Annotated in this window: 20 protein-coding genes, 15 tRNA genes, 1 rRNA gene and 1 pseudogene (1 of these 37 cut by a window edge); 34 read left to right on the top strand and 3 right to left on the bottom strand. The window is 45.8% G+C overall.

The genetic code is table 11. The annotated features are described in order from the left end of the window. The 16 genes from ACUC6J_RS20450 to ACUC6J_RS20375 form a co-directional block, all read left to right on the top strand. A 23S ribosomal RNA gene (locus ACUC6J_RS20450) occupies window positions 1-2,742 on the top strand (it extends 183 nt beyond the left edge of the window). A gap of 65 nt (window positions 2,743-2,807) precedes the next feature. Next, window positions 2,808-2,883: transfer RNA gene (locus ACUC6J_RS20445), tRNA-Asn, on the top strand. Between the two features lie 3 nt (window positions 2,884-2,886). Next, window positions 2,887-2,978 (top strand) — tRNA-Ser (locus tag ACUC6J_RS20440). A 17-nt stretch (window positions 2,979-2,995) separates the two neighbouring features. Next, a tRNA-Glu gene (locus ACUC6J_RS20435) sits at window positions 2,996-3,067 on the top strand. A 68-nt stretch (window positions 3,068-3,135) separates the two neighbouring features. Next, window positions 3,136-3,211 (top strand) — tRNA-Val (locus ACUC6J_RS20430). Window positions 3,212-3,237: 26 nt separating this feature from the next. Beyond that, a tRNA-Met gene (locus ACUC6J_RS20425) sits at window positions 3,238-3,314 on the top strand. Window positions 3,315-3,329: 15 nt separating this feature from the next. Further along, window positions 3,330-3,406 (top strand) — tRNA-Asp (locus ACUC6J_RS20420). A gap of 37 nt (window positions 3,407-3,443) precedes the next feature. Further along, window positions 3,444-3,516: transfer RNA gene (locus ACUC6J_RS20415), tRNA-Phe, on the top strand. 22 nt (window positions 3,517-3,538) lie between these two features. Beyond that, window positions 3,539-3,614 (top strand) — tRNA-Thr (locus ACUC6J_RS20410). Window positions 3,615-3,618: 4 nt separating this feature from the next. After that, window positions 3,619-3,704: transfer RNA gene (locus tag ACUC6J_RS20405), tRNA-Tyr, on the top strand. A 7-nt stretch (window positions 3,705-3,711) separates the two neighbouring features. Then, window positions 3,712-3,785: transfer RNA gene (locus ACUC6J_RS20400), tRNA-Trp, on the top strand. Window positions 3,786-3,803: 18 nt separating this feature from the next. Continuing rightward, a tRNA-His gene (locus ACUC6J_RS20395) sits at window positions 3,804-3,876 on the top strand. Between the two features lie 9 nt (window positions 3,877-3,885). Continuing rightward, window positions 3,886-3,960: transfer RNA gene (locus ACUC6J_RS20390), tRNA-Gln, on the top strand. Between the two features lie 6 nt (window positions 3,961-3,966). Then, window positions 3,967-4,038: transfer RNA gene (locus ACUC6J_RS20385), tRNA-Gly, on the top strand. A gap of 12 nt (window positions 4,039-4,050) precedes the next feature. Continuing rightward, window positions 4,051-4,125 (top strand) — tRNA-Cys (locus tag ACUC6J_RS20380). 11 nt (window positions 4,126-4,136) lie between these two features. After that, window positions 4,137-4,215, top strand: a tRNA-Leu gene (locus tag ACUC6J_RS20375). A 623-nt stretch (window positions 4,216-4,838) separates the two neighbouring features. On the opposite strand, the gene ACUC6J_RS20370 is transcribed toward ACUC6J_RS20375, so the two are convergent. Next, the gene (locus ACUC6J_RS20370; RefSeq protein WP_447249345.1) at window positions 4,839-5,060 is read right to left on the bottom strand and encodes a hypothetical protein; all 222 of its coding nucleotides are present in this window, start codon (window positions 5,058-5,060) and stop codon (window positions 4,839-4,841) included. Window positions 5,061-5,288: 228 nt separating this feature from the next. Between ACUC6J_RS20370 and ACUC6J_RS20365 the strand changes: the two genes are divergently transcribed. From ACUC6J_RS20365 to ACUC6J_RS20300, 14 genes are all read left to right on the top strand, one after another. After that, window positions 5,289-5,810, top strand: coding sequence for a MarR family transcriptional regulator (locus tag ACUC6J_RS20365; protein ID WP_016819923.1), 522 nt, complete (start codon window positions 5,289-5,291; stop codon window positions 5,808-5,810). Further along, the gene (sufC, locus tag ACUC6J_RS20360; protein ID WP_016819924.1) at window positions 5,791-6,567 is read left to right on the top strand and encodes a Fe-S cluster assembly ATPase SufC; all 777 of its coding nucleotides are present in this window, start codon (window positions 5,791-5,793) and stop codon (window positions 6,565-6,567) included. Before ACUC6J_RS20365 ends, sufC begins: the two co-directional genes overlap by 20 nt. Window positions 6,568-6,590: 23 nt before the next feature. Next, complete coding sequence (sufD, locus tag ACUC6J_RS20355) at window positions 6,591-7,898, top strand: Fe-S cluster assembly protein SufD (protein WP_447249344.1); 1,308 nt, start codon at window positions 6,591-6,593, stop codon at window positions 7,896-7,898. Between the two features lie 43 nt (window positions 7,899-7,941). Continuing rightward, window positions 7,942-9,339, top strand: a complete 1,398-nt coding sequence (gene sufB, locus ACUC6J_RS20350) for a Fe-S cluster assembly protein SufB (protein ID WP_019688583.1) — start codon at window positions 7,942-7,944, stop codon at window positions 9,337-9,339. Window positions 9,340-9,652: 313 nt separating this feature from the next. Continuing rightward, on the top strand, window positions 9,653-9,892 hold the full coding sequence (locus tag ACUC6J_RS20345; protein WP_013373004.1) for a NifU family protein: 240 nt from the start codon (window positions 9,653-9,655) through the stop codon (window positions 9,890-9,892). A 440-nt stretch (window positions 9,893-10,332) separates the two neighbouring features. Beyond that, window positions 10,333-10,890 (top strand): TetR/AcrR family transcriptional regulator, encoded by a 558-nt coding sequence (locus ACUC6J_RS20340; RefSeq protein WP_016819928.1) that lies wholly within the window; start codon window positions 10,333-10,335, stop codon window positions 10,888-10,890. A 143-nt stretch (window positions 10,891-11,033) separates the two neighbouring features. Continuing rightward, on the top strand, window positions 11,034-12,260 hold the full coding sequence (locus ACUC6J_RS20335; protein ID WP_090890474.1) for an MFS transporter: 1,227 nt from the start codon (window positions 11,034-11,036) through the stop codon (window positions 12,258-12,260). A 127-nt stretch (window positions 12,261-12,387) separates the two neighbouring features. Further along, window positions 12,388-12,699: a LiaF transmembrane domain-containing protein gene (locus ACUC6J_RS20330; protein ID WP_017428655.1), complete on the top strand. Its 312-nt coding sequence runs from the start codon at window positions 12,388-12,390 to the stop codon at window positions 12,697-12,699. Window positions 12,700-12,787: 88 nt separating this feature from the next. Next, window positions 12,788-13,456, top strand: a complete 669-nt coding sequence (locus tag ACUC6J_RS20325) for a PspA/IM30 family protein (protein ID WP_019688580.1) — start codon at window positions 12,788-12,790, stop codon at window positions 13,454-13,456. A 7-nt stretch (window positions 13,457-13,463) separates the two neighbouring features. Then, window positions 13,464-13,949 (top strand): PspC domain-containing protein, encoded by a 486-nt coding sequence (locus ACUC6J_RS20320; RefSeq protein WP_016819932.1) that lies wholly within the window; start codon window positions 13,464-13,466, stop codon window positions 13,947-13,949. Continuing rightward, window positions 13,949-14,653: a PspA/IM30 family protein gene (locus ACUC6J_RS20315; RefSeq protein ID WP_016819933.1), complete on the top strand. Its 705-nt coding sequence runs from the start codon at window positions 13,949-13,951 to the stop codon at window positions 14,651-14,653. Before ACUC6J_RS20320 ends, ACUC6J_RS20315 begins: the two co-directional genes overlap by 1 nt. Before the next feature lie 148 nt (window positions 14,654-14,801). Next, window positions 14,802-15,449 carry a cell wall-active antibiotics response protein LiaF gene (liaF, locus tag ACUC6J_RS20310; RefSeq protein ID WP_016819934.1) on the top strand — a complete coding sequence of 216 codons (648 nt, stop codon included), beginning with the start codon at window positions 14,802-14,804 and terminating at the stop codon, window positions 15,447-15,449. A gap of 16 nt (window positions 15,450-15,465) precedes the next feature. Further along, entirely contained in the window at window positions 15,466-16,545 is a 1,080-nt protein-coding gene (locus tag ACUC6J_RS20305) for a sensor histidine kinase (protein WP_013372996.1), read from the top strand. Then, entirely contained in the window at window positions 16,523-17,173 is a 651-nt protein-coding gene (locus ACUC6J_RS20300) for a response regulator (RefSeq protein ID WP_013372995.1), read from the top strand. The genes ACUC6J_RS20305 and ACUC6J_RS20300 overlap by 23 nt, the downstream gene beginning before the upstream one ends. A gap of 76 nt (window positions 17,174-17,249) precedes the next feature. Here the strand turns inward: ACUC6J_RS20300 and ACUC6J_RS20295 are convergent, their stop codons facing one another. Next, window positions 17,250-17,705: a hypothetical protein gene (locus tag ACUC6J_RS20295; protein WP_016819935.1), complete on the bottom strand. Its 456-nt coding sequence runs from the start codon at window positions 17,703-17,705 to the stop codon at window positions 17,250-17,252. Window positions 17,706-17,953: 248 nt separating this feature from the next. Between ACUC6J_RS20295 and ACUC6J_RS20290 the strand changes: the two genes are divergently transcribed. From ACUC6J_RS20290 to ACUC6J_RS20280, 3 genes are all read left to right on the top strand, one after another. Beyond that, entirely contained in the window at window positions 17,954-18,718 is a 765-nt protein-coding gene (locus ACUC6J_RS20290) for a YwmB family TATA-box binding protein (protein WP_447249343.1), read from the top strand. Between the two features lie 187 nt (window positions 18,719-18,905). After that, window positions 18,906-20,462 carry a glucose-6-phosphate dehydrogenase gene (gene zwf, locus ACUC6J_RS20285; protein WP_016819937.1) on the top strand — a complete coding sequence of 519 codons (1,557 nt, stop codon included), beginning with the start codon at window positions 18,906-18,908 and terminating at the stop codon, window positions 20,460-20,462. A gap of 297 nt (window positions 20,463-20,759) precedes the next feature. Next, window positions 20,760-22,340 carry a peptide chain release factor 3 gene (locus tag ACUC6J_RS20280; RefSeq protein ID WP_447249342.1) on the top strand — a complete coding sequence of 527 codons (1,581 nt, stop codon included), beginning with the start codon at window positions 20,760-20,762 and terminating at the stop codon, window positions 22,338-22,340. A 152-nt stretch (window positions 22,341-22,492) separates the two neighbouring features. On the opposite strand, the gene ACUC6J_RS20275 is transcribed toward ACUC6J_RS20280, so the two are convergent. Next, the gene (locus ACUC6J_RS20275) at window positions 22,493-22,726 is read right to left on the bottom strand and encodes a small acid-soluble spore protein SspI (RefSeq protein WP_016819939.1); all 234 of its coding nucleotides are present in this window, start codon (window positions 22,724-22,726) and stop codon (window positions 22,493-22,495) included. 157 nt (window positions 22,727-22,883) lie between these two features. On the opposite strand from ACUC6J_RS20275, the pseudogene ACUC6J_RS20270 reads away from it, so the two are divergent. After that, window positions 22,884-23,552 (top strand): annotated as a pseudogene (locus tag ACUC6J_RS20270) (potassium channel family protein); the annotation flags it as partial. Window positions 23,553-23,602: the final 50 nt, after the last annotated feature.

Raw genomic sequence — 23,602 nt, 5'->3', positions numbered from 1 at the left:
AGACCAGGGGAACTGAAACATCTAAGTACCCTGAGGAAGAGAAAACAATAGTGATTCCGTCAGTAGCGGCGAGCGAACGCGGATTAGCCCAAACCAAGGAGCTTGCTCCTTGGGGTTGTGGGACGTCTCACATGGAGTTACAAAGGAACCGGTTAGATGAAGAGGTCTGGAAAGGCCCGCCAGAGAAGGTAAAAGCCCTGTAGTTCAAAACCCGTTCCCTCCGAGACGGATCCCGAGTAGTGCGGGGCACGTGAAACCCCGTATGAATCCGGCAGGACCATCTGCCAAGGCTAAATACTCCCTGGCGACCGATAGTGAAGCAGTACCGTGAGGGAAAGGTGAAAAGCACCCCGGAAGGGGAGTGAAATAGATCCTGAAACCGTGTGCTTACAAGAAGTCAGAGCCCAATTTAGGGGTGATGGCGTGCCTTTTGTAGAATGAACCGGCGAGTTACGTTCCCGTGCAAGGTTAAGGTGAAGAGCTGAAGCCGCAGCGAAAGCGAGTCTGAATAGGGCGAATGAGTACGTGGACGTAGACCCGAAACCGGGTGATCTACCCCTGTCCAGGGTGAAGGTGCGGTAACACGCACTGGAGGCCCGAACCCACGCATGTTGAAAAATGCGGGGATGAGGTGGGGGTAGCGGAGAAATTCCAATCGAACCCGGAGATAGCTGGTTCTCCCCGAAATAGCTTTAGGGCTAGCCTCGGAAAGAAGAATCGTGGAGGTAGAGCACTGATTGGGTGCGGGGCCCGCAAGGGTTACCAAGCTCAGTCAAACTCCGAATGCCATAGATTTAGTTCCGGGAGTCAGACAGTGAGTGCTAAGATCCATTGTCGAAAGGGAAACAGCCCAGACCATCAGCTAAGGTCCCCAAGTGTGTGTTAAGTGGGAAAGGATGTGGAGTTGCACAGACAACCAGGATGTTGGCTTAGAAGCAGCCACCATTGAAAGAGTGCGTAATAGCTCACTGGTCGAGTGACTCTGCGCCGAAAATGTAACGGGGCTAAACACACCACCGAAGCTATGGCTTGATGCTTGCATCAGGGGTAGGGGAGCGTTGAATGCGGGTTGAAGGTGTACCGGAAGGAGCGCTGGACTGCATTCAAGTGAGAATGCCGGTATGAGTAACGAAAAGATCTGTGAGAATCAGATCCGCCGAAAGCCTAAGGGTTCCTGAGGAAGGTTCGTCCGCTCAGGGTAAGTCGGGACCTAAGGCGAGGCCGATAGGCGTAGTCGAAGGACAACAGGTGGAAATTCCTGTACCACCGTAATCCGTTATGAGCGATGGGGTGACGCAGTAGGGTAGTGACGCGGACTGATGGATGTCCGTCTAAGCAGTGAGGCTGATGTGTAGGCAAATCCGCACATCGTAAGGCTGGGCTGTGATGGGGAGCGAAAATTATAGTAGCGAAGGTCATGATCTCAGACTGCCAAGAAAAGCCTCTAGCCAGGAGAAGGTGCCCGTACCGCAAACCGACACAGGTAGGCGAGAAGAGAATTCTAAGGCGCGCGGAAGAACTCTCGTTAAGGAACTCGGCAAAATGACCCCGTAACTTCGGGAGAAGGGGTGCCTCGGTAGGGTGAATAGCCCGAGGGGGCCGCAGTGAAAAGGCCCAAGCGACTGTTTAGCAAAAACACAGGTCTGTGCGAAGCCGCAAGGCGAAGTATACGGGCTGACGCCTGCCCGGTGCTGGAAGGTTAAGGGGAGTGGTAAGCCTTCGGGCGAAGCTATGAACCGAAGCCCCAGTAAACGGCGGCCGTAACTATAACGGTCCTAAGGTAGCGAAATTCCTTGTCAGGTAAATTCTGACCCGCACGAATGGCGTAACGACTTGGGCGCTGTCTCAACGAGAGATCCGGTGAAATTTTAATACCTGTGAAGATGCAGGTTACCCGCGACAAGACGGAAAGACCCCATGGAGCTTTACTGCAGCTTGATATTGAATTTGGGTACGATCTGTACAGGATAGGTGGGAGCCGTAGAACTTTGAGCGCCAGCTTGAAGGGAGGCATCCTTGGGATACCACCCTGATCGTATCTAGGTTCTAACTTGGTACCGTGATCCGGTGCGAGGACAGTGTCAGGTGGGCAGTTTGACTGGGGCGGTCGCCTCCTAAAGAGTAACGGAGGCGCCCCAAGGTTCCCTCAGAATGGTTGGAAATCATTCGAAGAGTGCAAAGGCAGAAGGGAGCTTGACTGCGAGACCTACAAGTCGAGCAGGGACGAAAGTCGGGCTTAGTGATCCGGTGGTACCGCATGGAAGGGCCATCGCTCAACGGATAAAAGCTACCCTGGGGATAACAGGCTTATCTCCCCCAAGAGTCCACATCGACGGGGAGGTTTGGCACCTCGATGTCGGCTCATCGCATCCTGGGGCTGAAGTAGGTCCCAAGGGTTGGGCTGTTCGCCCATTAAAGCGGTACGCGAGCTGGGTTCAGAACGTCGTGAGACAGTTCGGTCCCTATCTGTCGTGGGCGTAGGAAATTTGAGAGGAGCTGTCCTTAGTACGAGAGGACCGGGATGGACGTACCGCTGGTGTACCAGTTGTTCCGCCAGGAGCACCGCTGGGTAGCTATGTACGGAAGGGATAAGCGCTGAAAGCATCTAAGCGTGAAGCCCCCCTCAAGATGAGATTTCCCAATTAGTAAGACCCCTTGAAGACGACGAGGTAGATAGGTTGGGGGTGGAAGTGCAGTAATGCATGGAGCTGACCAATACTAATCGGTCGAGGGCTTATCCTAAAGATAAGACGCAATGAGTTTCGGATCCAGTTTTCAGGGTGTAACCTTGAAACAAATGTTAATATTCCCTGATAGCTCAGTTGGTAGAGCACTCGACTGTTAATCGAGTTGTCACAGGTTCGAGTCCTGTTCGGGGAGCCATATGGAGAGGTGTCCGAGTTGGCCGAAGGAGCACGATTGGAAATCGTGTAGGCGCCAAAAGCGTCTCGAGGGTTCGAATCCCTCTCTCTCCGCCAGAATTATTTTATAGTATGGCCCGTTGGTCAAGGGGTTAAGACACCTCCCTTTCACGGAGGTAACAGGGGTTCGAATCCCCTACGGGTCATAAAAAAATAATCACAAAAGTTGCAATAAAAAGTTTGTTGTGGTATAATATGAAAAGTGTTCCGTTGAGGAGGCTTAGCTCAGCTGGGAGAGCATCTGCCTTACAAGCAGAGGGTCGGGGGTTCGATCCCCTCAGCCTCCACCATTTAAAAAGTAAATACTTATTACTGTCGCGGGGTGGAGCAGTTCGGTAGCTCGTCGGGCTCATAACCCGAAGGTCGCAGGTTCAAATCCTGCCCCCGCAACCAATTTAAATATATTATGGAACTGTGGTGTAGAGGCCTAACATGCCTGCCTGTCACGCAGGAGATCGCGGGTTCGAATCCCGTCAGTTCCGCCATTAGTAATACATTGCTTGGTAAAGAGTCTTATTGTGAGGCTCGGTAGCTCAGTCGGTAGAGCAGAGGACTGAAAATCCTCGTGTCGGCGGTTCGATTCCGTCCCGAGCCACTTTTAATTGAATAGTTTTTGTGCCGGTGTAGCTCAATTGGTAGAGCAACTGACTTGTAATCAGTAGGTTGGGGGTTCAAGTCCTCTCGCCGGCACCATTTTGGAGGATTAGCGAAGTGGCCAAACGCATCAGACTGTAAATCTGCTCCCTTACGGGTTCGGTGGTTCGAATCCATCATCCTCCACCAGTTTTATAGGGGCATAGTTTAAAGGTAGAACAACGGTCTCCAAAACCGTTGGTGTGGGTTCAATTCCTGCTGCCCCTGCCAATTACTTATTTTCCTGTGGCGGTCGTGGCGAAGTGGTTAACGCACCGGACTGTGACTCCGGCATTCGTGGGTTCAAGCCCCATCGGCCGCCCTTTCTTATTGGGGATTAGCCAAGCGGTAAGGCAACGGACTTTGACTCCGTCATGCATAGGTTCAAATCCTATATCCCCAGCCATCTTATGCGGACGTGGCTCAGCGGTAGAGCATCGCCTTGCCAAGGCGAGGGTCGCGGGTTCGATTCCCGTCGTCCGCTTAGTTATATTCTGGCGCCATAGCCAAGTGGTAAGGCAAAGCTCTGCAAAAGCTTTATTCCCCAGTTCAAATCTGGGTGGCGCCTCCATAATTAAATATGCCGGCGTGGCGGAATGGCAGACGCGCTCGACTCAAAATCGAGTGGGAAACCGTGGAGGTTCGAGTCCTCTCGCCGGTATTAACTAAAAAAGTTCATTAGAGACATTCTCTAATGAACTTTTTTTATTTGAGCTTTAGTACCCCACTCATTGCTTGAGCTGAAGACACCTTTGATTACCGGATGGAGTAGCCGCTTTTACTCTTGCAGCATATCTTCGTTTTCAACCGCGAGTGCTTGTCCTTCCATATGATAATTCTTTCTGGCTTCCTGAAGCAAGATTTCGGCTCTTTTCTTGGTTCCTTTTATCTTAAGCCCCGTAGGGATCCATTTTGGTTATCGTTTACCATTCTCATCTTTACAGTTAGGCGGATGTCCCGTTGCGCTTTCTCCTCTTCCAACAACTCCAGAGGGTGAACCCGATCCTTTTTCAAATACCAGTTGAGCTTCGGAATGGATTTGCTACAAAAGTGGTAGCTAATCCGCCGATGGATTGCTTTAGCGCCCAGAAGGTGCATTTGATTTTGAACTGGGCGGATAAAGTTCGATGATCTAGGTCATCTCCAGTGTCAGATCGGTGCTGGCTAGAATGGAGCATCGCCTGTTCGGATTCACCAGCAAAAACCACAGTTTTTGGTATACTCTTTGGCCTCATAACATATCCAGACACAGGTAACTGACTGATTATTCATTGCTATACATGCTCACGATAGCGTACTCAAACGCGGCGATACGGCTTTAAAACAGCTCGGCCAAGCACCACCTTTGTCCTTTTTACGATAGCGACCCCGGTCTTTGGCAGGTGTACCATGACGTTCATAGGCAACGGTATTGGACTTGGCTTCGGTTACCAGATCCATCCGGGTGGTGCCGAATTGGTTCCATTGTTCAACCCCCGCAAAGCAGGATTGATCAGAGGTATTCAAAACCATTTCCAGAACGTGCTCTAGTCAAAACACAGCCTGAGGCCGATGACAATGACAACAAACCCATGATGAAAAGTGCCTCCAAAATTGTATCACATTTAACACAATTGATATTGATAATCAATATCAATTGTGTTAATATAACTTTGTTTACTAGTGAACAAAAATAATCTAATGGTGACACTAAACTTGGTCTGCAACTACTACAAAAGAGGGGAGATTGAGAAATTGGAGTTTCAAAATCATTTTAAAGGTCATCTTTACGAGCAATATATTAAAATGCTACATCTGAATGAGCTGTATACTGAACAAGAAATTAACTCGTTTCGGCAACAGGCCAGAAAGTACCAGATTGACATGCTCTCCAACAATATTACTAGTGTACACGTTATTGATTGCATTGGTGATTATGAACCGATAAATCATACCGGGATTGTGGAGAAGATGGGGTTGTCCAAAGCTAGTATTACTAAAATTAGTGCAAAGCTGCTGGAAATGGGCTTCATTATGAAAAGTCAACTGAACAGCAATCGTAAGGAGATTTACTTTAGTTTAACGGATAAGGGAAGACACGTTTATCATTTGCATAAAGAACTGCACAAAGAAAAAGAAGAAAGGTTTTACCAATTCATTGAATCCTATTCAGAGGTTGAGCTGCAGACTATTGGAAAATTTATGAGTGATTTGGTGGCGCGTGCCGAAGAATACTCCGAAGGGAAGTTTATGATAAATGACGACATTAAAGATTGAGGAATTAAGATCCAAGATTGAAGGGAAAGAAATTTTAAAAGGGCTCACACTGGAGATTCATGGCGGAGAGATTCATGCGATTATGGGGCCTAATGGGACGGGGAAAAGTACATTGGCTTCAGCTTTAATGGGCCATCCCAAATATGAGGTTACTGGCGGTAAGGTGACATTGGACAATGAAGACCTTCTGGAGATGGAGGTGGATGAGCGTGCCCAGGCAGGCTTGTTCCTCGCTATGCAATACCCAAGTGAAATTGCTGGCGTGACCAACTCGGATTTTCTCAGAAGTGCCATCAATGCACGGCGTGAAGAAGGCGATGAGATATCCTTAATCCGTTTTATCCGTGAAATGGAGAGCAAAATGAAGGGGCTGGAGATGAACCCGGAATTTGTGCATCGTTATTTGAATGAGGGATTCTCTGGCGGTGAAAAAAAGCGGAATGAGATTTTGCAAATGATGCTACTTGAACCCAAGTTTGTGATCCTGGATGAAGTGGACTCAGGGCTTGATATTGATGCACTGCGTATTGTGGCCAATGGCGTAAATGAGATGCGCAGCCCGGATAGAGGCTTTTTAATCATCACCCATTATCAACGACTGTTGAATTATATTACCCCGGATTTTGTGCATGTCATGATGCAAGGCCAGATAGTTAAATCTGGCGGTCCGGAGCTTGCCCACCGTTTGGAGGCTGAAGGGTACGATTGGGTGAAGGAGGAACTTGGGATTACGGATGAGACGGTAAGGGAAGCTTAAAAGCCGGAGAGGAGGAACAGCACGTGGATATACAAGCTAGAGTTTCAATGAATGTGGACGATTTACGCGCATGGTCAAGTGCTAAGGATGAACCTCGTTGGCTGATTGAACGCCGCGTTCATGCACTCGAACTGGCAGGGACGCTGGAGTTGCCTAAAGTGGAGAAAATCAATCTTGAAAAATGGGATATCTACGAAAGTGGAGATTACAAAGCTGAGAATGCGTGGTCTAGTTTGGAGGAAGCGCCGGAGGTTGTTCGAGGTTTGGTTACTTCTCCGGTGAAAGGCGGACTAATCGTTCAGTTCAACTCGGATGTAGTGTATACGAAATTGTCCGAGAGCTTAGCCGCCCAGGGAGTCATTTTAACGGATCTGCATACTGCGGCAAAAGAGCATGAGGAGCTGGTTCAACGTTATCTCTTTCAGGCAGTAAAGCCAGAAGAACATCGTTTATCTGCTGCACACAGTGCCTTATGGAGTGGTGGCGTTTTTCTATATGTCCCAGACGATGTAGAGGTTGAAGCACCTATTCAAGCGATCTTTCTCAACGATACAAGCGGTGTGTGTTTTGCTCCTCACGTCTTAATTGTGGCAGGGAGCAACAGCAAGATCACTTATGTGGATAATTGTGTATCGAGTGGTGATGATGTCAAGGTATTGCATAACGGTGTGACGGAGGTCTTCGCGGGGGCGGGCTCAAAGGTGCAAGTAGCTTCGGTTCATCAGCTTGCTGCAACTACAACAGATTTCACCCAGCGACGGGCGGTCGTTCTTGCTGATGGGGGTGTGGAATGGATTATCGGTGAGATGAACAATGGTTATACCGCCAGCGATACCAAGACTTTGTTACAAGGCAACGGGGTGGTCTCCGACAATAAGGTAATTGCTATTGGCACGGGTAATCAAAAATCGAGCTATACAACTCAAGCTCAGCATTTTGGCAGAAGCTCGGTAAGCCAGATGATTACGCGTGCAGTCATGCTTGAAGAAGCTACGGCCATTATCAACGGCATTACAAAGATTGAAAAAGGTGCAACCCATTGTGATGGTCAGCAAACAGAACGCGTGCTTATGCTAAGTCCTAAAGCTCGCGGCGATGCCAATCCGATCCTGCTGATAGATGAGGATGATGTAACCGCGGGTCATGCTGCATCCGTGGGGCAAGTAAATGCAGAGCAAATCTATTATCTGATGTCGCGCGGGATATCAAGGAGTGAAGCCGAACATCTTGTTATTTTCGGATTTCTCGCTCCTGTCATTTCGGAGATCCCGCTGGAAGGTGTTCGTAGTCGCCTAAAAGATTTAGTGGAAAGCAAGCTCGGCAGATCATAGCAAATCAAAATGATTCTTGAAAGGTTAAAAAGGAGTGATACTAATGGCTAAAAAAGCACCAGATATGGGCGAATATAAATATGGGTTTCGCGACAAGCACCAGTCTATTTTTCAATCTGGAAAAGGTCTGACGGAAGAGATTGTCCGGGAAATTTCCCGGATCAAGGAAGAGCCGGAGTGGATGCTCAATTTTCGGTTGAAAGCTTTGAATCAATTCTACAAAATGCCGATGCCTGAATGGGGAGCGGATTTGACCGGGCTAAATCTTGATGACATCCAGTATTACGTTCGCCCTTCTGAAAAACAGGGAAAGACCTGGGAGGAGGTTCCTTCCGAGATCAAAGCAACCTTTGACAAGCTGGGAATCCCTGAAGCGGAGCAAAAGTTCCTGGCGGGCGTATCCGCTCAATATGAGTCGGAAGTAGTTTATCACAGCATGCGGAAAGAACTGGAGGATCAGGGCGTTATTTTCCTTGATACGGATACTGCATTAAAGCAATACCCCGAAGTGTTTAAGCAATATTTTGGGACGATCATCCCTCCCGCAGACAATAAATTTGCGGCGCTTAATAGTGCGGTTTGGTCAGGCGGTAGCTTTGTATACATTCCGAAGGGTGTTCATTGCGAGGTTCCTATACAAGGTTATTTCCGTATTAATTCTGAAAATATGGGTCAATTCGAGCGGACATTAATTATTGCCGAAGAGGGCAGCTTTGTCCATTATGTTGAAGGATGTACAGCACCTATTTATAGTACCAGTTCTTTGCATAGTGGAGTTATTGAAATTATTTGCCGGAAAGATTCCCGTGTCCGTTACACGACCATTCAGAATTGGGCTCCTAATATCTACAACTTGGTAACCCAAAGGGCTGTGGTAGAAGAAAATGCCACAATGGAATGGGTGGACGGCAACATCGGCTCCAAGGTAACAATGAAGTATCCGGCAGTATTATTGAAAGGACGGGGAGCCAAGGGGTCCATCCTGTCTATTGCCGTAGCCGGTAAAGATCAGCATCAAGATGCTGGCGCGAAGGTAATACACCTTGCTCCCGAGACAACATCTACGATTATATCCAAATCCATCAGCAAGCAGGGCGGAAAAGTAAACTACCGAGGGTTGTCCAGCTTCAGCCGCGATTCCGCAGGGTCTAAGTCCAATATTAAGTGCGATACGTTGATATTGGATAACATGTCAACATCAGATACGATTCCATACAATGAAATTAAAAACGATCAGATTACTTTGGAGCACGAGGCAACAGTATCCAAAGTGTCTGAGGAACAATTGTTTTACTTAATGAGCCGCGGGCTTACAGAACAAGATGCTACACAAATGATTGTAATGGGCTTTATTGAACCGTTTACCAAAGAATTGCCAATGGAATATGCCGTTGAAATGAATCGGTTGATTCAATTTGAGATGGAAGGTAGCATCGGTTGATTCATTAATTTAATAGATCAAACCTTTATCATTCTTTAAAGAGGTGCTAGTAATGAAGAAAAATAAATCGGACGATTCAGAACTAGCTCAAATTACCCGAGAGATACGAAAACTTCAATTCTGCCTCCATATGCTGTCAGGATTGAGCGCAAGTTGTGGTGTGATGATACCTTTAGACTCTATTCATACGCTTATAAGGGAACTTTCGGATCAAGAGGTTACTCTTAGGCAAAAAGCAAAGGATCACTCAGACGATCTAGGATGAAAAAAGGTCTGAATGACGGTTGGTAAAACAATGGGAGGAGTTAACATAATGGATGAAAATGGAGTTTTATTCGATGAAGTATCGGAAGTTCTTCTCAAACTACGTCCTTTCTTACTGCGTGACGGTGGAGATGCTGAACTGGTCGAAGTTGAGAACGGTATAGCAAAATTAAGATTTTTGGGAGCATGCAATGGTTGCCCAAGTGCTACGATTACGTTAAAGGTTGCTATTGAGCGCGCAATTCTTGAGGAAATTGATGATATTAAAGAAGTTGTACAAGTGTTCTAAAATTCCTCGATACTGAGCAACTGAGTTAGTCCTGTCGCAGACCATAGCTACGGAAGTTGATCCCGCTGCTCAATACCAAAGTACATCGACAGATTACCTTGCGGATAGAAATCGACGAACAGCGCTTTTTTTACTTCGTCAAACAAGGTATTATCAAGATTTAATTCGGTATCGAGTGGGAAACCGTGGAGGTTCAGTCCTCTCGCCGGTATACACAAAAGGGTGATAAAATGCTTAAAGGCATTTTATCACCCTTTTTATTAATTGCATTCTCAATTTCGGCTACATAATTAATCGGGTGTCAGATGAATGAAGATAAGAACTTCACATAGTTTCTTTTCTAAATAGTATATTTGACTGTGACTTTGATGTTGTTGTAGGATGGTGGTACTAGAAAAACATTTATAGTTTATTAAGTGTAAAAGAAATGAGGAATGCATATGCAAGAAAGAATTTTGGAAGCTTTTGTAGAGGAAGTTCATGAGAATGGATTGAAATTTACTATGGATGATCTTGCGAAAAGACTTGCCATCAGTAAGCGTACGTTGTATGAAAATTTTTCGTCTAAGACGCTTATTTTAGAGACACTTATTGAGCGTACAAATGATGATATGATTCAAAAGACGGAGCAAATTATCCAAAACAATGAATTATCTTTGTTAGAAAAGATTAAGCAGTCGATTAGGGTTATGCCGCTGTATTATAAGTTTTATGATTTAAGAATTTTGGACCAGATGAAAAAGTATTATCCTGAGCAATGGAAAAGAGTACATGCTGATTTAAATGATTGGTCTCCGATCAGAACATTAATTCAGGAAGGTATTCGAGAAGGAATTATTGTGAATAAAAATGAGGCTCTAATCATGAAGCTAATTATTGATTCAGTGAATTTAACGCTTGATCAGCGTTTCTTTCTGGATAACAGTGTGACGGTAGAGGAAGCAACTTATTCCATTGTAGATATATTGTTATTTGGGTTAGTCGAAAAACAAAAATAGCCTAATAATATGTGTATATTAAAAGAGGCTATTTTTTTATATGGAAACTAATAAAACAATTAAAGTTTTTTTGTTTTTGAAGCTAGGATACTGAAATTAACTACTGATAAATAAAAGGGGTTCTGAAAAGGAAGGGTGGAAATATGTCTATACTAACAAGAAATCGGGGAGCAATGCTGTTATTGATGCTTAACATTTTTTTAGCATTCATGGGGATTGGATTAGTCGTTCCTGTTTTACCTAAATTTATAAGTGAGCTAGGGATGAACGGTTCTTCAATGGGACTAATGGTTGCAGCCTTTGCGCTGACACAGCTTTTATTATCACCTATGTCAGGAAAGTTGTCTGACCGTTATGGACGTAAAAAGTTGATTGTTTCTGGGATGTTTATTTTCATGCTGTCAGAGCTTGTTTTTGGATTGGCGGGTTCCGTTCCTACCTTGTTTGTTGCACGAATCATGGGCGGGGTAGGGGCTGCGTTGCTTACTCCCTCTATAATGGCCTACGTCGCTGATGTGACCTCATTTGAGGAAAGAGGCAAGGGTATGGGCATGATTAATGCAGCGATTAACACAGGCTTCATAATCGGGCCAGGGATTGGCGGTTTGCTTGCAGCCTATGGAATACGTATTCCCTTCTTTGCGGCGGCAGGTGCTGCAGGAATAGCGGCTATTTTGTCTCTGTTCGTGCTGCCTGAGTCTTTGAGCAAGGAAAAACAACAGTACAATAGAGAGCTTCCGCGTGAAAAAGAAAACCTTTTACAGCAATTTGCCAAGTCCTATCAATCTCCGTATTTCATGGGCTTGCTCATTGTATTTGTCGTTGCTTTTGGATTGGCGAATTTTGAAACGGTATTTGGACTGTTTGTTGACCATAAATATGGTTTTACACCGATGGATATTGCCATCATTATAACGACAGGATCTATTTTGGGGGCAGTTGTTCAAGCAACTATATTTGGTTGGATCATTAACCGTTTTGGTGAGAAAAAAGTAATTCACCTTTGCTTGGCTATTGGAGGACTGTTTATTTTCCTAACTTTATTTGCCGAGCAGTACGTGATGATTATGCTGACGACTTTTATCATTTTTCTGGCTATGGATATCCTTCGCCCAGCAGTAAGCACTTCTCTATCGCGGCAGGCTGGGGATGAGCAAGGGTTTGTAGCGGGTATGAACTCGTCCTATACGAGCTTGGGGAATGTAATTGGACCGTTAGTTGCAGGACTGCTGTTTGATGTTCATATTAATTTGCCTTATATGGTGGCAGCGGTAGCCTTATTTGCTTGTCTCGTCCTTTCACTACGCTCTAAGCATGCAGGAAAGCGACACTCAACAACCCTTGCAGCAGAGCAGCGTAGAAGTGGTTAGCCGCAGGTCTATATTCACCCCCGACTTAGGTCTAGGTTCAAAAACCGTCTGGGGTCCGTTTTGTCAAACGTTAGGTCAGCGTACAATAAGGACATAAGCAAGACACAGTGAAAGGCGGTGAGAGATGATGAGAGTTAACAAAGGGAATGGGTTAGCCATTGTACTGATCGTGTTGGGTTCGATTATGCTGCTCGGTAAGTTTACTCCGTTTTTCGGTCACTTTGTAGGACATCTGATTGGTTACTTAATTCCGATAGCGATGATTATGCTGGGGTACTACGGTGTGAAAAGAGGAAATGCGCTCTTCGGTTGGATCGTGCTTGTGCTCGGGGTACTGATTTTACTGGGCAAGCTGTCCTGGCTTATTGGACCACTGTTAGCAATCGGATTAATCATATTTGGTGTATCCATGCTGAGTGACCGTAGAAGACGCTACTGAATGTGACAGTTTGAGGATGAAGAAAAATGCACGAAAGCAAAGAGCAAGAAATGATGAAAATACGAACTTGTGAAAGGAGTAGACGCCAATGAGTGTTTTTCGAAGAATGCGTGATATTACGGTAGCAACCTTCAATGAGCATTTGGAACAAAGTCAAGATCCGGTACAACTCATTGACCAGTTTCTATATAATACCCGTCAGGAAATCGCCGAAGCGGAAAAGCTTCATCAGCAGTATGCAGTGCATACAAGACAAATGAAGCAGCAGTTGGATCATGCATTGTCCATGCAGGCCAAACGGGAGGAACAAGCGCTTCTGGCTTTGAAAGCAGATGAAGAACACGTCGCAAAGCTAGCCCTTCAGGAAAAAATGCTGTATGCAGAAAAAGAAGAGCAGTATAGAGAACTGTGGGAGCAGAGCCGTGAATCATTACGTGAATTGGAGCAACAGCTGGATACATTAAAGACAGAATACCAAACGGTACACAGTAAGCGTCAGTATTACGCTGCACGTGTACAAACGTTGAGACTCCAGCAGCAAATGAACGAACGGGCAGGTACATACGGTGGACGAAATGTTCCCCGAATGTTCAACCGCTTGGAAGACCGGGTAGCCGATATGGAAGCAGAAACGATGAGTCTGCGTGAATTGCGTCGGGGTGAGGAGTATACAAGGGATGCTCACAGCGGTGGATCGCTGCTCGAACAAGAGTGGGCGAGATTGAAAAGCAAGCTGAACAACAGCGGGAAGGAGTAAGTAAATTATGACCCGAATTTACCGATCAAGCCGGGATAGAGTATTAACTGGAGTATGTGGCGGTCTTTCTGACGCAACAGGAATGGACTCAACTTGGATACGTATTCTGGTTGTGATCAGTTTCTTTATTACAGCAGGCACCACATTTATGATTTATGTGATTGCAGCGTTGGTTATTTCCAAGGAACCAAGATCTCCTTACGATGGAGGATTCGGTCCAGATAGCGGTCCCTATACCCAGCAAGATCCGCGCTATTATGGCGGTAGTAATACTAGAACACAGTACGGACAAGGAACTGGTTACAATCAAGGTGGAGCATACGGCAACTCGAACCCGTTTGGTCAGGATGCCCGCTATTCATCCAAATTTAATGCAGGACACAACAGTGATCTGGATTCCATGATGGAAGATATCGAGAAAAAAGCAATGAAAAAGGAACTGGAAGAGTTACGTAAAAAAGTGGAGCAATTCGAGAAGGGAGAACGTAAATAATGGGAATCTTTAAAAGAATGAAGGATATGACAAGAGCATCGGTGAATGAAATGTTGGATAAAGTTGAAGATCCGATTATCATGTTAAATCAGTACTTGCGTGATATGGAGGCAGAAATTCACGAGGCTGAGGTAACAGTCGCCAAGCAAATGGCAAATGAGCGTCGTATGAAACAGCGCTTGGAGGAGGCTGTACGTGTATCCAATGAGCGCGAAAAGCAGGCCGAATCTGCATTGCGAAATGGTCAGGAAGAAGTAGCCCGCAAGCTGCTGGGCGAGAAGATTTATTTTGTGCAAAAGCAGGATGAATACCGTGACTTGCACACTCAAGCCGAGCTTCAAGCGAAAGAACTGGTACAGCAGCTTCATGGAATGAAGGATGAATTCTACAAAATGCGCAATAAGCGTAATGAACTGGTATCCCGTGCTCAAATGGCAAAAGCCAAAAAGCAAATGTCGCAAATCAATAGCTTGCACACGATTGAAAGCGGGTCTGCTTCGCTGGGCTTCCACCGCATGGAGGAAAAAATCATGCAAATGGAGGCGGAAGCTGACGTACTGCGTGCCCCTTATCGTCAAGCACCGGGAGAGGCATATGTTAATCCCGCAGAAGCTGAAAAACAATTTAAAGTGGATGAGCAGCTTCAACAATTGAAGTCCAAAATTCAGACAGGTGCTAAACCTGTAGATATGAAGAAGGACTAACTACTCGGAACCCAAACATTATGATATGCTGTATAGATGGACACTGACCAATAACAGTGCTCAATCTGTATGGTTCGGGAAGCCATATGGCCATAAATTGCGCCACTATGGCTTTTCCTTCCTGTATAAGCAAAAAAGGGGGTGCAGCATGGAGAGAAGAAAATCAGCCTTGGCACTGGCAGGGATTGGCATCGGGATTATTATTTTATTCGGTCAGTGGATTGGGTTCCTCTCCGTGTTTGCACTGATCCTAATGTTGGCGGGAATATATAAGATTCGCAATTCTAAAATCAAAAAGGGCTATACGATGCTTGCCATCGGTGCTGGTCTGCTGGTGCTGGATCATTTGTTCTTGTTTGTGGTGATCACATTGGCTTCGCTGGCTGTGTTCTATTCACGTTCCAGAAAGCTGCATAAAGGTCAAAGCTCCATATTCAAACACAATTTCATTTCCAATCACAAATGGGATGAAGTGCCGTGGAGCTTGCGCAGCACAAGCATATGGCATGTGGTTGGGGATGTGGATGCTGACCTGACGCTGGCTCTTCCAGAGGAACGTGAGCCCGTCATATTTTTACAGGGGATCTTCGGTGACATTGACATCACGCTGCCGGATAATTACGGTGTAGAGGTAGAGATGTTCGTATTGTTCGGGCAGATTCAGTTCGACCGGGACCATGAGGCAGGGATGCTCAATCGACTGGTGTGGAAGTCTCCTCATTTTGAGCAGAGTGAATATAAAGTGAAGTTTGTCGTTTCGTACTTGGCGGGTGATGTCCGCATTCGATTTTATTGAATCAGGAGGAACCGGGATGAATCATAAAAAAACGTCCAACATGGTAACCCGCAGTATGGGTGAAGGTATCCTCCTGTGTGTTGTTGTGGGCGTAGTTGTCTTTTATATGCTGTATACATATGGATATGTGAAGTCGTTCCCAACCTGGGGAATGATACTGAAAGTAGCAGGAGCCGTTATACTGGTATTGATTGGTACAGGCGCAATGTACGGATTTTATGAAAGTTATCGCTTTAAAAGCAGACTGGAAATGTTAAGAGAGACATTGCTGATGTGGGAAAAGGGCACCCCTGCACGTGAGTTGCCACCCCTAGGGCATGATGAGCTTGGCAGGCTAGGAGAGCAGTTGGAAAGAATCGGGCGTAAATGGCAGGAACAAGTTACGTCTTTACAACGCTTATCTACAGATAATGCTCAGCTGGCAGAACAGGCACGAATGACTGCGATCGTAGAGGAACGGCAGCGGCTGGCCAGAGAGTTGCATGATGCAGTATCGCAGCAATTATTTGCTATTTCAATGACAGCGACGGCTGTGGGCAGGACACTGGACAAGGATTTTGATAAAGCGCAGCGTCAGGTTGCATTAATTGAAGAAATGTCTTCCGTGGCACAATCCGAAATGCGGGCGTTACTCCTTCATTTACGGCCTGTCTATCTGGAAGGAAAACGGCTTGAGCAGGGTTTGCGTGATTTGGTACAGGAATTACAGGCAAAAGTACCAATGGAGATTGATTTTGAGATGGAAAGCGGAGTACAGTTGGTTAAAGGCATTGAGAATCACTTATTTCGCATTGTTCAGGAAGCGATGTCTAATACATTGCGCCATGCCAAAGCAACTCGTATGGAAATTCGTATCGTGCAGCGCCCGGATTCCATTAGGCTGACGATTCGGGATAATGGTATTGGTTTTGAAATGGATGAGAAAAAGCAGACATCATATGGATTATCCACCATGCAGGAGCGGGTCAGTGAAATTGGGGGAGCTATTCAGTATATAACGGCTCCGGGAAAAGGGACACGCATCGAGGTGTCTGTGCCAGTTATTTATGATGAAAGCGGAAGGAACGATGATCATGGAAACGGAATTACCGATTAGCGTACTGCTGGTAGACGACCATGAAATGGTGCGGATCGGGCTTGCGGCAGTGCTGGGGACAGAAGAAGGGATTGAAGTGGTCGGCGAGGCTGGAAGCGGAGAAGAAGGCATACGGTTAGCATCAGAATACAAGCCAAATGTGATTTTAATGGATTTGGTCATGGATGGCATGGATGGTATTGAAACGACACGCCAAGTGACACGCCTGCTTCCAGAGACAAAGGTGATTGTACTGACGAGTTATTTGGATGATGAGAAAATGTACCCGGTCATTGAGGCAGGTGCATTCAGTTATTTGCTCAAAACGTCTCGTGCTTCCGAGATTGCGGATGCGATCCGTGCAGCTGCACGCGGACAGTCCGTACTCGAGTCACAGGTGGCCTCTAAGATGATGAATCGATTCCGCCAGCCACAGGCTGAAGCGCCCGCACATACAGAGCTAACAGATCGTGAGATGGAGGTTCTTCGCTTGTTGGCACAAGGGAAGTCTAACCAGGATATCGCAGATGAACTGATTATCGGGATTAAGACGGTAAAATTCCATGTCACGAACCTTCTCGCCAAATTAGGAGTGGAGGACCGCACACAGGCGGCAATCTATGCCTATAAGAACGGCTTAGCAGAGTAGATTATAAAACGACAAATACAAAGAACCGGAGGCGATGAATGGTCCTCCGGTTTTTTTGTGTTCTGAAATACGGCGTTTAGATAAGGAGGAATAGAAAGGCGATTAAGGCCAGATCTAGTGCAAGCCCTCCCCCGTATCCATATCTGCCGCGATAGCCTGCTCTGCCATTTGCATAATTTCCATTTCCGTTTGAGCCAAATTCGCCTACGTTATAAGGAAAGTATGGATTTAGAAGTTCGTCGGGCGGTCTATTAAAGGCATTTAGCTTGGCAGAAGGGCGAGCTTTGTTTTTGGAATTCCTTTTTTTCTTTTTAGAGGAGATTTTTTTAGCTTTTTGTTTTCCTTTGTTACTGTAGCTTCCGGCATAGAGACTACCAGGAAAGGAGGATGGATATCCGTTTAACATCAGCTTGCCTTTGCTACACCCGCTTAAGATGCCGATGTGTCGTGTACCATCACGCATGACGGCACAGACCATCCGTCCGCCATGAGGTGCCACACTGGCTTCATTTACTGGATAAATGGGAAACATGATTTCACCTCTTTTGGTGTAAGATGCGTTGTGATTATAGTCTATTCTTATAGTGCCTACGGTGTATGGTCGAACACCCAGTAGGCGAATGAATATTTCTGAACGGTTGTGCTGACTTCCTCTGCGTATAAAACCTCTGGCAACGGGCATGCTATTGATAGATTCATAGATTTCAATCGAGCCGAAAAAAGAAGCATTCTATCGTGGATATGCGGAGAACGTATGGTTATGGAGGGGAAGGAACGTCCATGTTAAAAGTAGAGATGATTAAAAAGGGAGTTATTGCGATTTTGGTATTAGGAACGGTGTTGGTACTGGCTGGCTGGCGTTACGGAACTCTTCAGACCAACGGAACTGATTCCCGCGAGGCAGAAACGGCTTTACGCTCGTTGTTATTCCTATCGGATCAAACCCCGGGTACACTGGATAAGCTTGTTGTAAAATGGCAAGGCGATTGGATTCCTAATCATGAAGATCCGGCAGATATAGCGGCACAGATAGCTGATCAACTGAATATACCCACAGCAAGTAAACTCGTGGAAAATGGACATACACTTTATCGTTCTGTTCGTGATCGTGAGGATTTGGAAATTCGTTTAAATGTGATGGAACGTCAAACTGGACAATGGTATGTAGTCGTTCAGCTGGAAAGCAGTGACACAGGACGTGAGCAATTGATTCAGCTTCATAAGCTTTGTGCTGAGCAATTAAATTCTATAGGGGTTCAAGCGCAGTGGAACACCTCCGTTCAGCGTTCGCTGCAAGCAAAGGAAAGCGTGGATCAACTGATGAAACAAACAGAAGCGAGCTTAGCAGGGACCATCTCCATGCAGGCTAAAGAAAGATACACAGATGCAACCACAGTAGCCGTATCTTATGAAGCTCCAGAACTGCCATTAATGGTTCAAAGCGGTGAGCATCAAGTTCAGATGCAGATGGCTGTACATGAAAATAAGGAGCAGCAGGATAAACGCATAACACTTGGTTTTCCGCTTATCACGATTGAATACTGACTTATAAGGTAAATTTATGATTCATCGGATAGCTTATCCATGTGGAATATGTTAAAATGTCATCAAATCTTTAGTTCCATGTTTTTCGAAAATCAAGTATGATCTTGTATAAATATACACAATACTACATGCGGATTTCGAGGATTGTGGATTGCGGAATCTTGACATGGGAAGAATGAGGTACTTCATGGCTGACATACCTGTTAAAGAATCTCTTGTGACACAAGGTGCAGTTCTGTTTATTTTTGGTGCTACGGGCGATTTGGCTCGCCGCAAGTTATTTCCTGCTATTTACAGCTTGTACCGCGAAGGCAAGCTTGCTGAAGATTTTGCTGTTATTGGTGTAGCAAGACGTCCCCGCACAGAAGCAGAATTCCGTAATGACCTGTACGCTTCCATACAGGAGTTTAGTCGCTATAAAGCAGAAAATGATCAAGAATGGCAGGCATTTGCCGAGCATTTTGAATATAAATCGCTGGATATTAACAATGTCGATGGGTTTCATGAGCTGAGACAGCAGACGGAGGCTATAGAAGGTAAGTTTAACATACCGGGAAATCGGTTGTTTTATTTGGCCTTGGCTCCTGAATTATTCGGAAGTGTGTCGAAGAGCTTGAAAGAGGGCGGCATGTTGGAAGGCAAGGGCTGGAATCGTCTGGTTATAGAGAAGCCTTTCGGCTACAACCTCGAATCTGCACAAGAACTGAACATTGAAATTCGTGAAGTATTTGCCGAAGAAGAAATTTATCGGATTGATCACTATCTTGGTAAGGAAATGGTACAAAATATCGAGGTGATCCGCTTCGCTAACGCTTTTTTTGAACCACTATGGAATAACAAGCATATTGCCAATGTGCAAATTACGCTGAGTGAAACGGTAGGGGTAGAGGAACGCGGAGGTTATTATGATCATTCCGGTGCCTTGCGTGATATGGGACAGAACCATATGCTGCAAATGCTTACGATGATCGCGATGGAGCCACCTAGTCGTTTGTTGCCAGAGGATATCCGCGATGAAAAGGTAAAAGTGCTGCGTTCACTACGACCTTTTGGATCATCTGAGGATGTGAAGACCAACGTGGTACGTGGTCAATATACTGAGGGCAGTTATCGCGGTCAGCAGTTACCAGGGTATCGTCAAGAAGACAAGGTTGATCCACAATCGAATACAGAGACTTATTTTGCTTCACGTGTGTTTGTTGATAACTTCCGTTGGGCTGGCGTACCGTTCTACATTCGTACGGGCAAACGCCTCCCTGTAAAAACTACGGAGATCGTTGTGGAATTTAAGAGCATGCCGACCAATGTATATCTCGGTCAAAAGCATAAGCTCGAACCCAACTTGCTCGTCATTCGGGTTAATCCAATGGAGGGCATTTACATTAAAATCAATGCCAAGAAGCCTGGTTCGGAGTCAGATATTGAGCCGCTGGCGATGGATTTTTGCCAAAGCTGTATGGTGGGGATCAACTCACCGGAAGCTTATGAACGGTTGCTGATGGATGCGATCGAGGGTGACTCGACGTACTTCACGCGCTGGGATGAGGTGGCTACAGCGTGGGGATTCGTTGATCGAATCGCCAAAGCATGGCAGCAAACCCCGGATACACTGGAAACCTATGCTGCAGGCTCATGGGGACCTGATGGTGCTCACAAGCTGTTGGAGCAGGATGGCTACAAGTGGTGGCCGGTTAGCGGTCAGGATGAAGATAATGTCATCTGGCGAGTAGGCGGCACTCAGTAATCCCGATTTGTCCAGCATCCCCCTATGTCCTGTTCAGGATGTAAGGGGATGCTTTGCGTTCGGAGTATGCTATAATAGCTTAGTCTCAGGTTTTCAGTTTGCAACTGATTATACGTTAAAGGCAGGCTAAAACATGTAAATAGATCGTATTTATCATGAATATGGTGACGGAGTATGCCGAATACTGGAGCTAACGGCAATGAGCCGATGAACTTATGAAAATAGGCGTGCATCATGGCCTTTTTATAATAGCTTGAGCAGAAATGCAATGGATTTGATCATGAAGGGATATGTGAAATGAGTAAAACAACAGATATACTTCAACAGGAAGTCGACAAACGGCGTACGTTTGCGATTATTTCTCACCCGGATGCGGGTAAAACGACACTGACGGAAAAGTTGCTGCTGTTCGGGGGCGCTATTCGTCTTGCAGGTACAGTCAAAGCTCGTAAAGCCAGCAAGCATGCGACGAGTGACTGGATGGAGATTGAAAAACAGCGGGGGATTTCGGTAACATCCTCAGTGATGCAATTTGATTATAATGGGCATCGCGTTAATATTCTGGATACCCCGGGTCACCAGGACTTCAGTGAAGATACGTACCGCACATTAACAGCCGCAGATAGTGCGGTCATGCTGATTGACGTAGCAAAAGGTGTGGAAGCGCAAACGATCAAGCTGTTTCAGGTTTGTGCGAAGCGCGGAATACCGATTTTTACCTTCATTAATAAGCTGGACCGTGAAGGACGCAGTCCCTTTGATTTGATGGAGGAGCTGGAACAGGTGCTTGGTATCCGTTCGGTGCCTATGAACTGGCCGATTGGTACAGGACGTGATCTGTGCGGTGTTTATGACCGTGTCAAAAATCAGGTTGAGTTGTTTCAGGGAGATGACCATTCCACGATCAAAGTACAAAAGGTGGAAGGTTACAATGATCCGATTATTCGCGAGATGGCGGGCGAATATTTGCATGATCAATTATGCCAAGATTTAGAGTTGCTTGATGTCGCAGGTGACCCTTTTGATATGGAAAAAGTACAGCGTGGAGAATTAACGCCTATATTCTTTGGGAGTGCGATTAATAACTTTGGTGTGCAAACATTTTTGGAAAACTTCCTTCAGCTTGCTCCTAAGCCGGAACCGCGCCACAGTACAGTGGGGGAAATTGAGCCAACGAACGAGAAGTTTACTGGCTATGTATTTAAAATTCAGGCCAATATGAATCCGGCTCACCGTGACCGTATAGCATTTTTGCGTATCGTGTCTGGTAAGTTCCAACGCGGGATGAGTGTTAAACATGTTCGAATGGGTAAGGAGATTAAGCTGTCCCAACCACAGCAGTTCTTGGCACAGGACCGTGATATTGTCGAAGAAGCATTCCCTGGGGATATTATAGGCTTGTTTGACCCAGGTATTTTCCGCATTGGCGATTCACTGAGTCAAGGTGGCGAGGTTGTATTTGATGAACTGCCAACCTTTTCACCTGAGATTTTTGCTAAGGTTACTGTAAAGAATGCTTTAAAGCACAAGCAGTATCTGAAAGGTATCGACCAGTTGACTGAAGAAGGTATGATTCAGGTGTTCCGTACGGTAAGCTTCGATGATACGCTTCTAGGCGTAGTCGGCCAACTGCAATTTGAAGTATTTGAATACCGCATGAAGGGTGAATATGGGGTAGATGTACAGCTTCAGCGTATGCCGTTCCAATTTGCTCGCTGGATTGTGGATGAGCAGATTGATCCGAGCAAGTTCCGTATCAACTCTACGCTTGTGAAAGATAAGAAAGGCAATTATGTCGCCTTGTTCGAAAATGAGTATGCCATGCGTACGGCTATAGAAAAAAATCCGACCGCTAAGTTTTTGGAAATGGCTCCATAAAATTTTATATGCAGAGCAGTCTGATCTCAGTCATTTGATATATACCACGAATAGTCCACTCGACATGAATGCGAGTGGACTATTCTCATTTTCGAATACGGGTAAAAATAATGAGCACAATTAAAGCATAACAGGAAGTTGAGTAGCTAGAGCTAGGTTAAGGGCACGGGTTTGATTTTATCGATTTGTTCATGTGCCAAATGGACGAAGTCATGCTGCTGGTTTGGACTCATATGCTTCCATGCGATTTCAAGAATGACACCCAATCCAGGCAAAGCGGCTTCCGGTCCATCCACTGACCCAATAATCATATCCGTAAGATCAGCCTCTGATTTGCCGTGAACTTTGTGAACAATCGCTTGTCGTAAATCCATTGTAATGGGCATGTGTACCTCCCGTATGTTGTAATAGTGATCGAATGTATTATGGCTTGGGCTGTGGTCCAGTATTCATGGAGAAGCATTTGGAATAAGGATGCCAAAATTTATGTTTGTAGCATGATATGCTATACTATGACGGACAGTATGGTGAGCGGGAGGTAAAGAAGGAATGGCGAAAAAACAGTATGCGGTCATTGGCATGGGGCGCTTTGGCTCCAGTGTTGCCAGCGCGCTGAGTGAGATGGGTTTTGATGTGTTGGCTATCGACTCGGACGAGCAGCGTACACAGGAAATGTCGAATATTGTGACGCATGCGGTGTCTGCCGATTCGACGGATGAGGAAGCACTGCGAGCACTGGGTATCCGCAATTTTGACGTAATTGTAGTCGCAATTGGTGAAGATATACAAGCCAGCATTCTAACAACATTGATTCTCAAGGACATGGGTGTGCCCGCTCTTGTGGTCAAAGCACAAAATGAACTACACGGGAAAGTGCTGCAAAAAATAGGTGCGGATAAAGTGGTTTATCCTGAACGGGATATGGGACTGCGGGTAGCCCATCATCTAACATCTCCCAATATTCTGGACTATATCGAGCTGTCCAAGGACTACAGTATTTTGGAGATGCGAGCCGCTGATTCCATGATCGGCAAAAATCTGAAGGAGCTAGACATACGTGCACGCTTCGGCTGCAATGTAATGGCGATTCGCAGAAACCAGGAGATGAACATTTCACCTTATGCTGAGGATCGTCTTGAAGCGGGTGATGTGCTGGTCATTGTGGGTCACAAGGACGATCTAACCAAGCTGGAGCTGGCTTTTGCAGCTTAGAGAGATTTGATGTTCAAGTACAAGTGATGCATCATTTATTTTTAAAGAAA

The sequence above is a fragment of the Paenibacillus sp. JJ1683 genome, assembly GCF_053006485.1.
This window is presented reverse-complemented; position numbering and strand designations above follow the sequence as displayed.

Bases quoted from the DNA above. Each gene is read 5' to 3' on its own strand.
- ACUC6J_RS20295 (WP_016819935.1), bottom strand. From the start codon at position 17,705: ATGTTTCCCATTTATCCAGTAAATGAAGCCAGTGTGGCACCTCATGGC.
- ACUC6J_RS20300 (WP_013372995.1), top strand. From the start codon at position 16,523: ATGGAAACGGAATTACCGATTAGCGTACTGCTGGTAGACGACCATGAA.
- ACUC6J_RS20290 (WP_447249343.1), top strand. From the start codon at position 17,954: ATGTTAAAAGTAGAGATGATTAAAAAGGGAGTTATTGCGATTTTGGTA.
- ACUC6J_RS20325 (WP_019688580.1), top strand. From the start codon at position 12,788: ATGAGTGTTTTTCGAAGAATGCGTGATATTACGGTAGCAACCTTCAAT.
- ACUC6J_RS20320 (WP_016819932.1), top strand. From the start codon at position 13,464: ATGACCCGAATTTACCGATCAAGCCGGGATAGAGTATTAACTGGAGTA.
- sufC (WP_016819924.1), top strand. From the start codon at position 5,791: ATGACGACATTAAAGATTGAGGAATTAAGATCCAAGATTGAAGGGAAA.
- ACUC6J_RS20335 (WP_090890474.1), top strand. From the start codon at position 11,034: ATGTCTATACTAACAAGAAATCGGGGAGCAATGCTGTTATTGATGCTT.
- ACUC6J_RS20280 (WP_447249342.1), top strand. From the start codon at position 20,760: ATGAGTAAAACAACAGATATACTTCAACAGGAAGTCGACAAACGGCGT.
- ACUC6J_RS20275 (WP_016819939.1), bottom strand. From the start codon at position 22,726: ATGCCCATTACAATGGATTTACGACAAGCGATTGTTCACAAAGTTCAC.
- ACUC6J_RS20305 (WP_013372996.1), top strand. From the start codon at position 15,466: ATGAATCATAAAAAAACGTCCAACATGGTAACCCGCAGTATGGGTGAA.
- ACUC6J_RS20330 (WP_017428655.1), top strand. From the start codon at position 12,388: ATGAGAGTTAACAAAGGGAATGGGTTAGCCATTGTACTGATCGTGTTG.
- ACUC6J_RS20340 (WP_016819928.1), top strand. From the start codon at position 10,333: ATGCAAGAAAGAATTTTGGAAGCTTTTGTAGAGGAAGTTCATGAGAAT.
- sufB (WP_019688583.1), top strand. From the start codon at position 7,942: ATGGCTAAAAAAGCACCAGATATGGGCGAATATAAATATGGGTTTCGC.
- zwf (WP_016819937.1), top strand. From the start codon at position 18,906: ATGGCTGACATACCTGTTAAAGAATCTCTTGTGACACAAGGTGCAGTT.
- ACUC6J_RS20315 (WP_016819933.1), top strand. From the start codon at position 13,949: ATGGGAATCTTTAAAAGAATGAAGGATATGACAAGAGCATCGGTGAAT.
- ACUC6J_RS20345 (WP_013373004.1), top strand. From the start codon at position 9,653: ATGGATGAAAATGGAGTTTTATTCGATGAAGTATCGGAAGTTCTTCTC.
- liaF (WP_016819934.1), top strand. From the start codon at position 14,802: ATGGAGAGAAGAAAATCAGCCTTGGCACTGGCAGGGATTGGCATCGGG.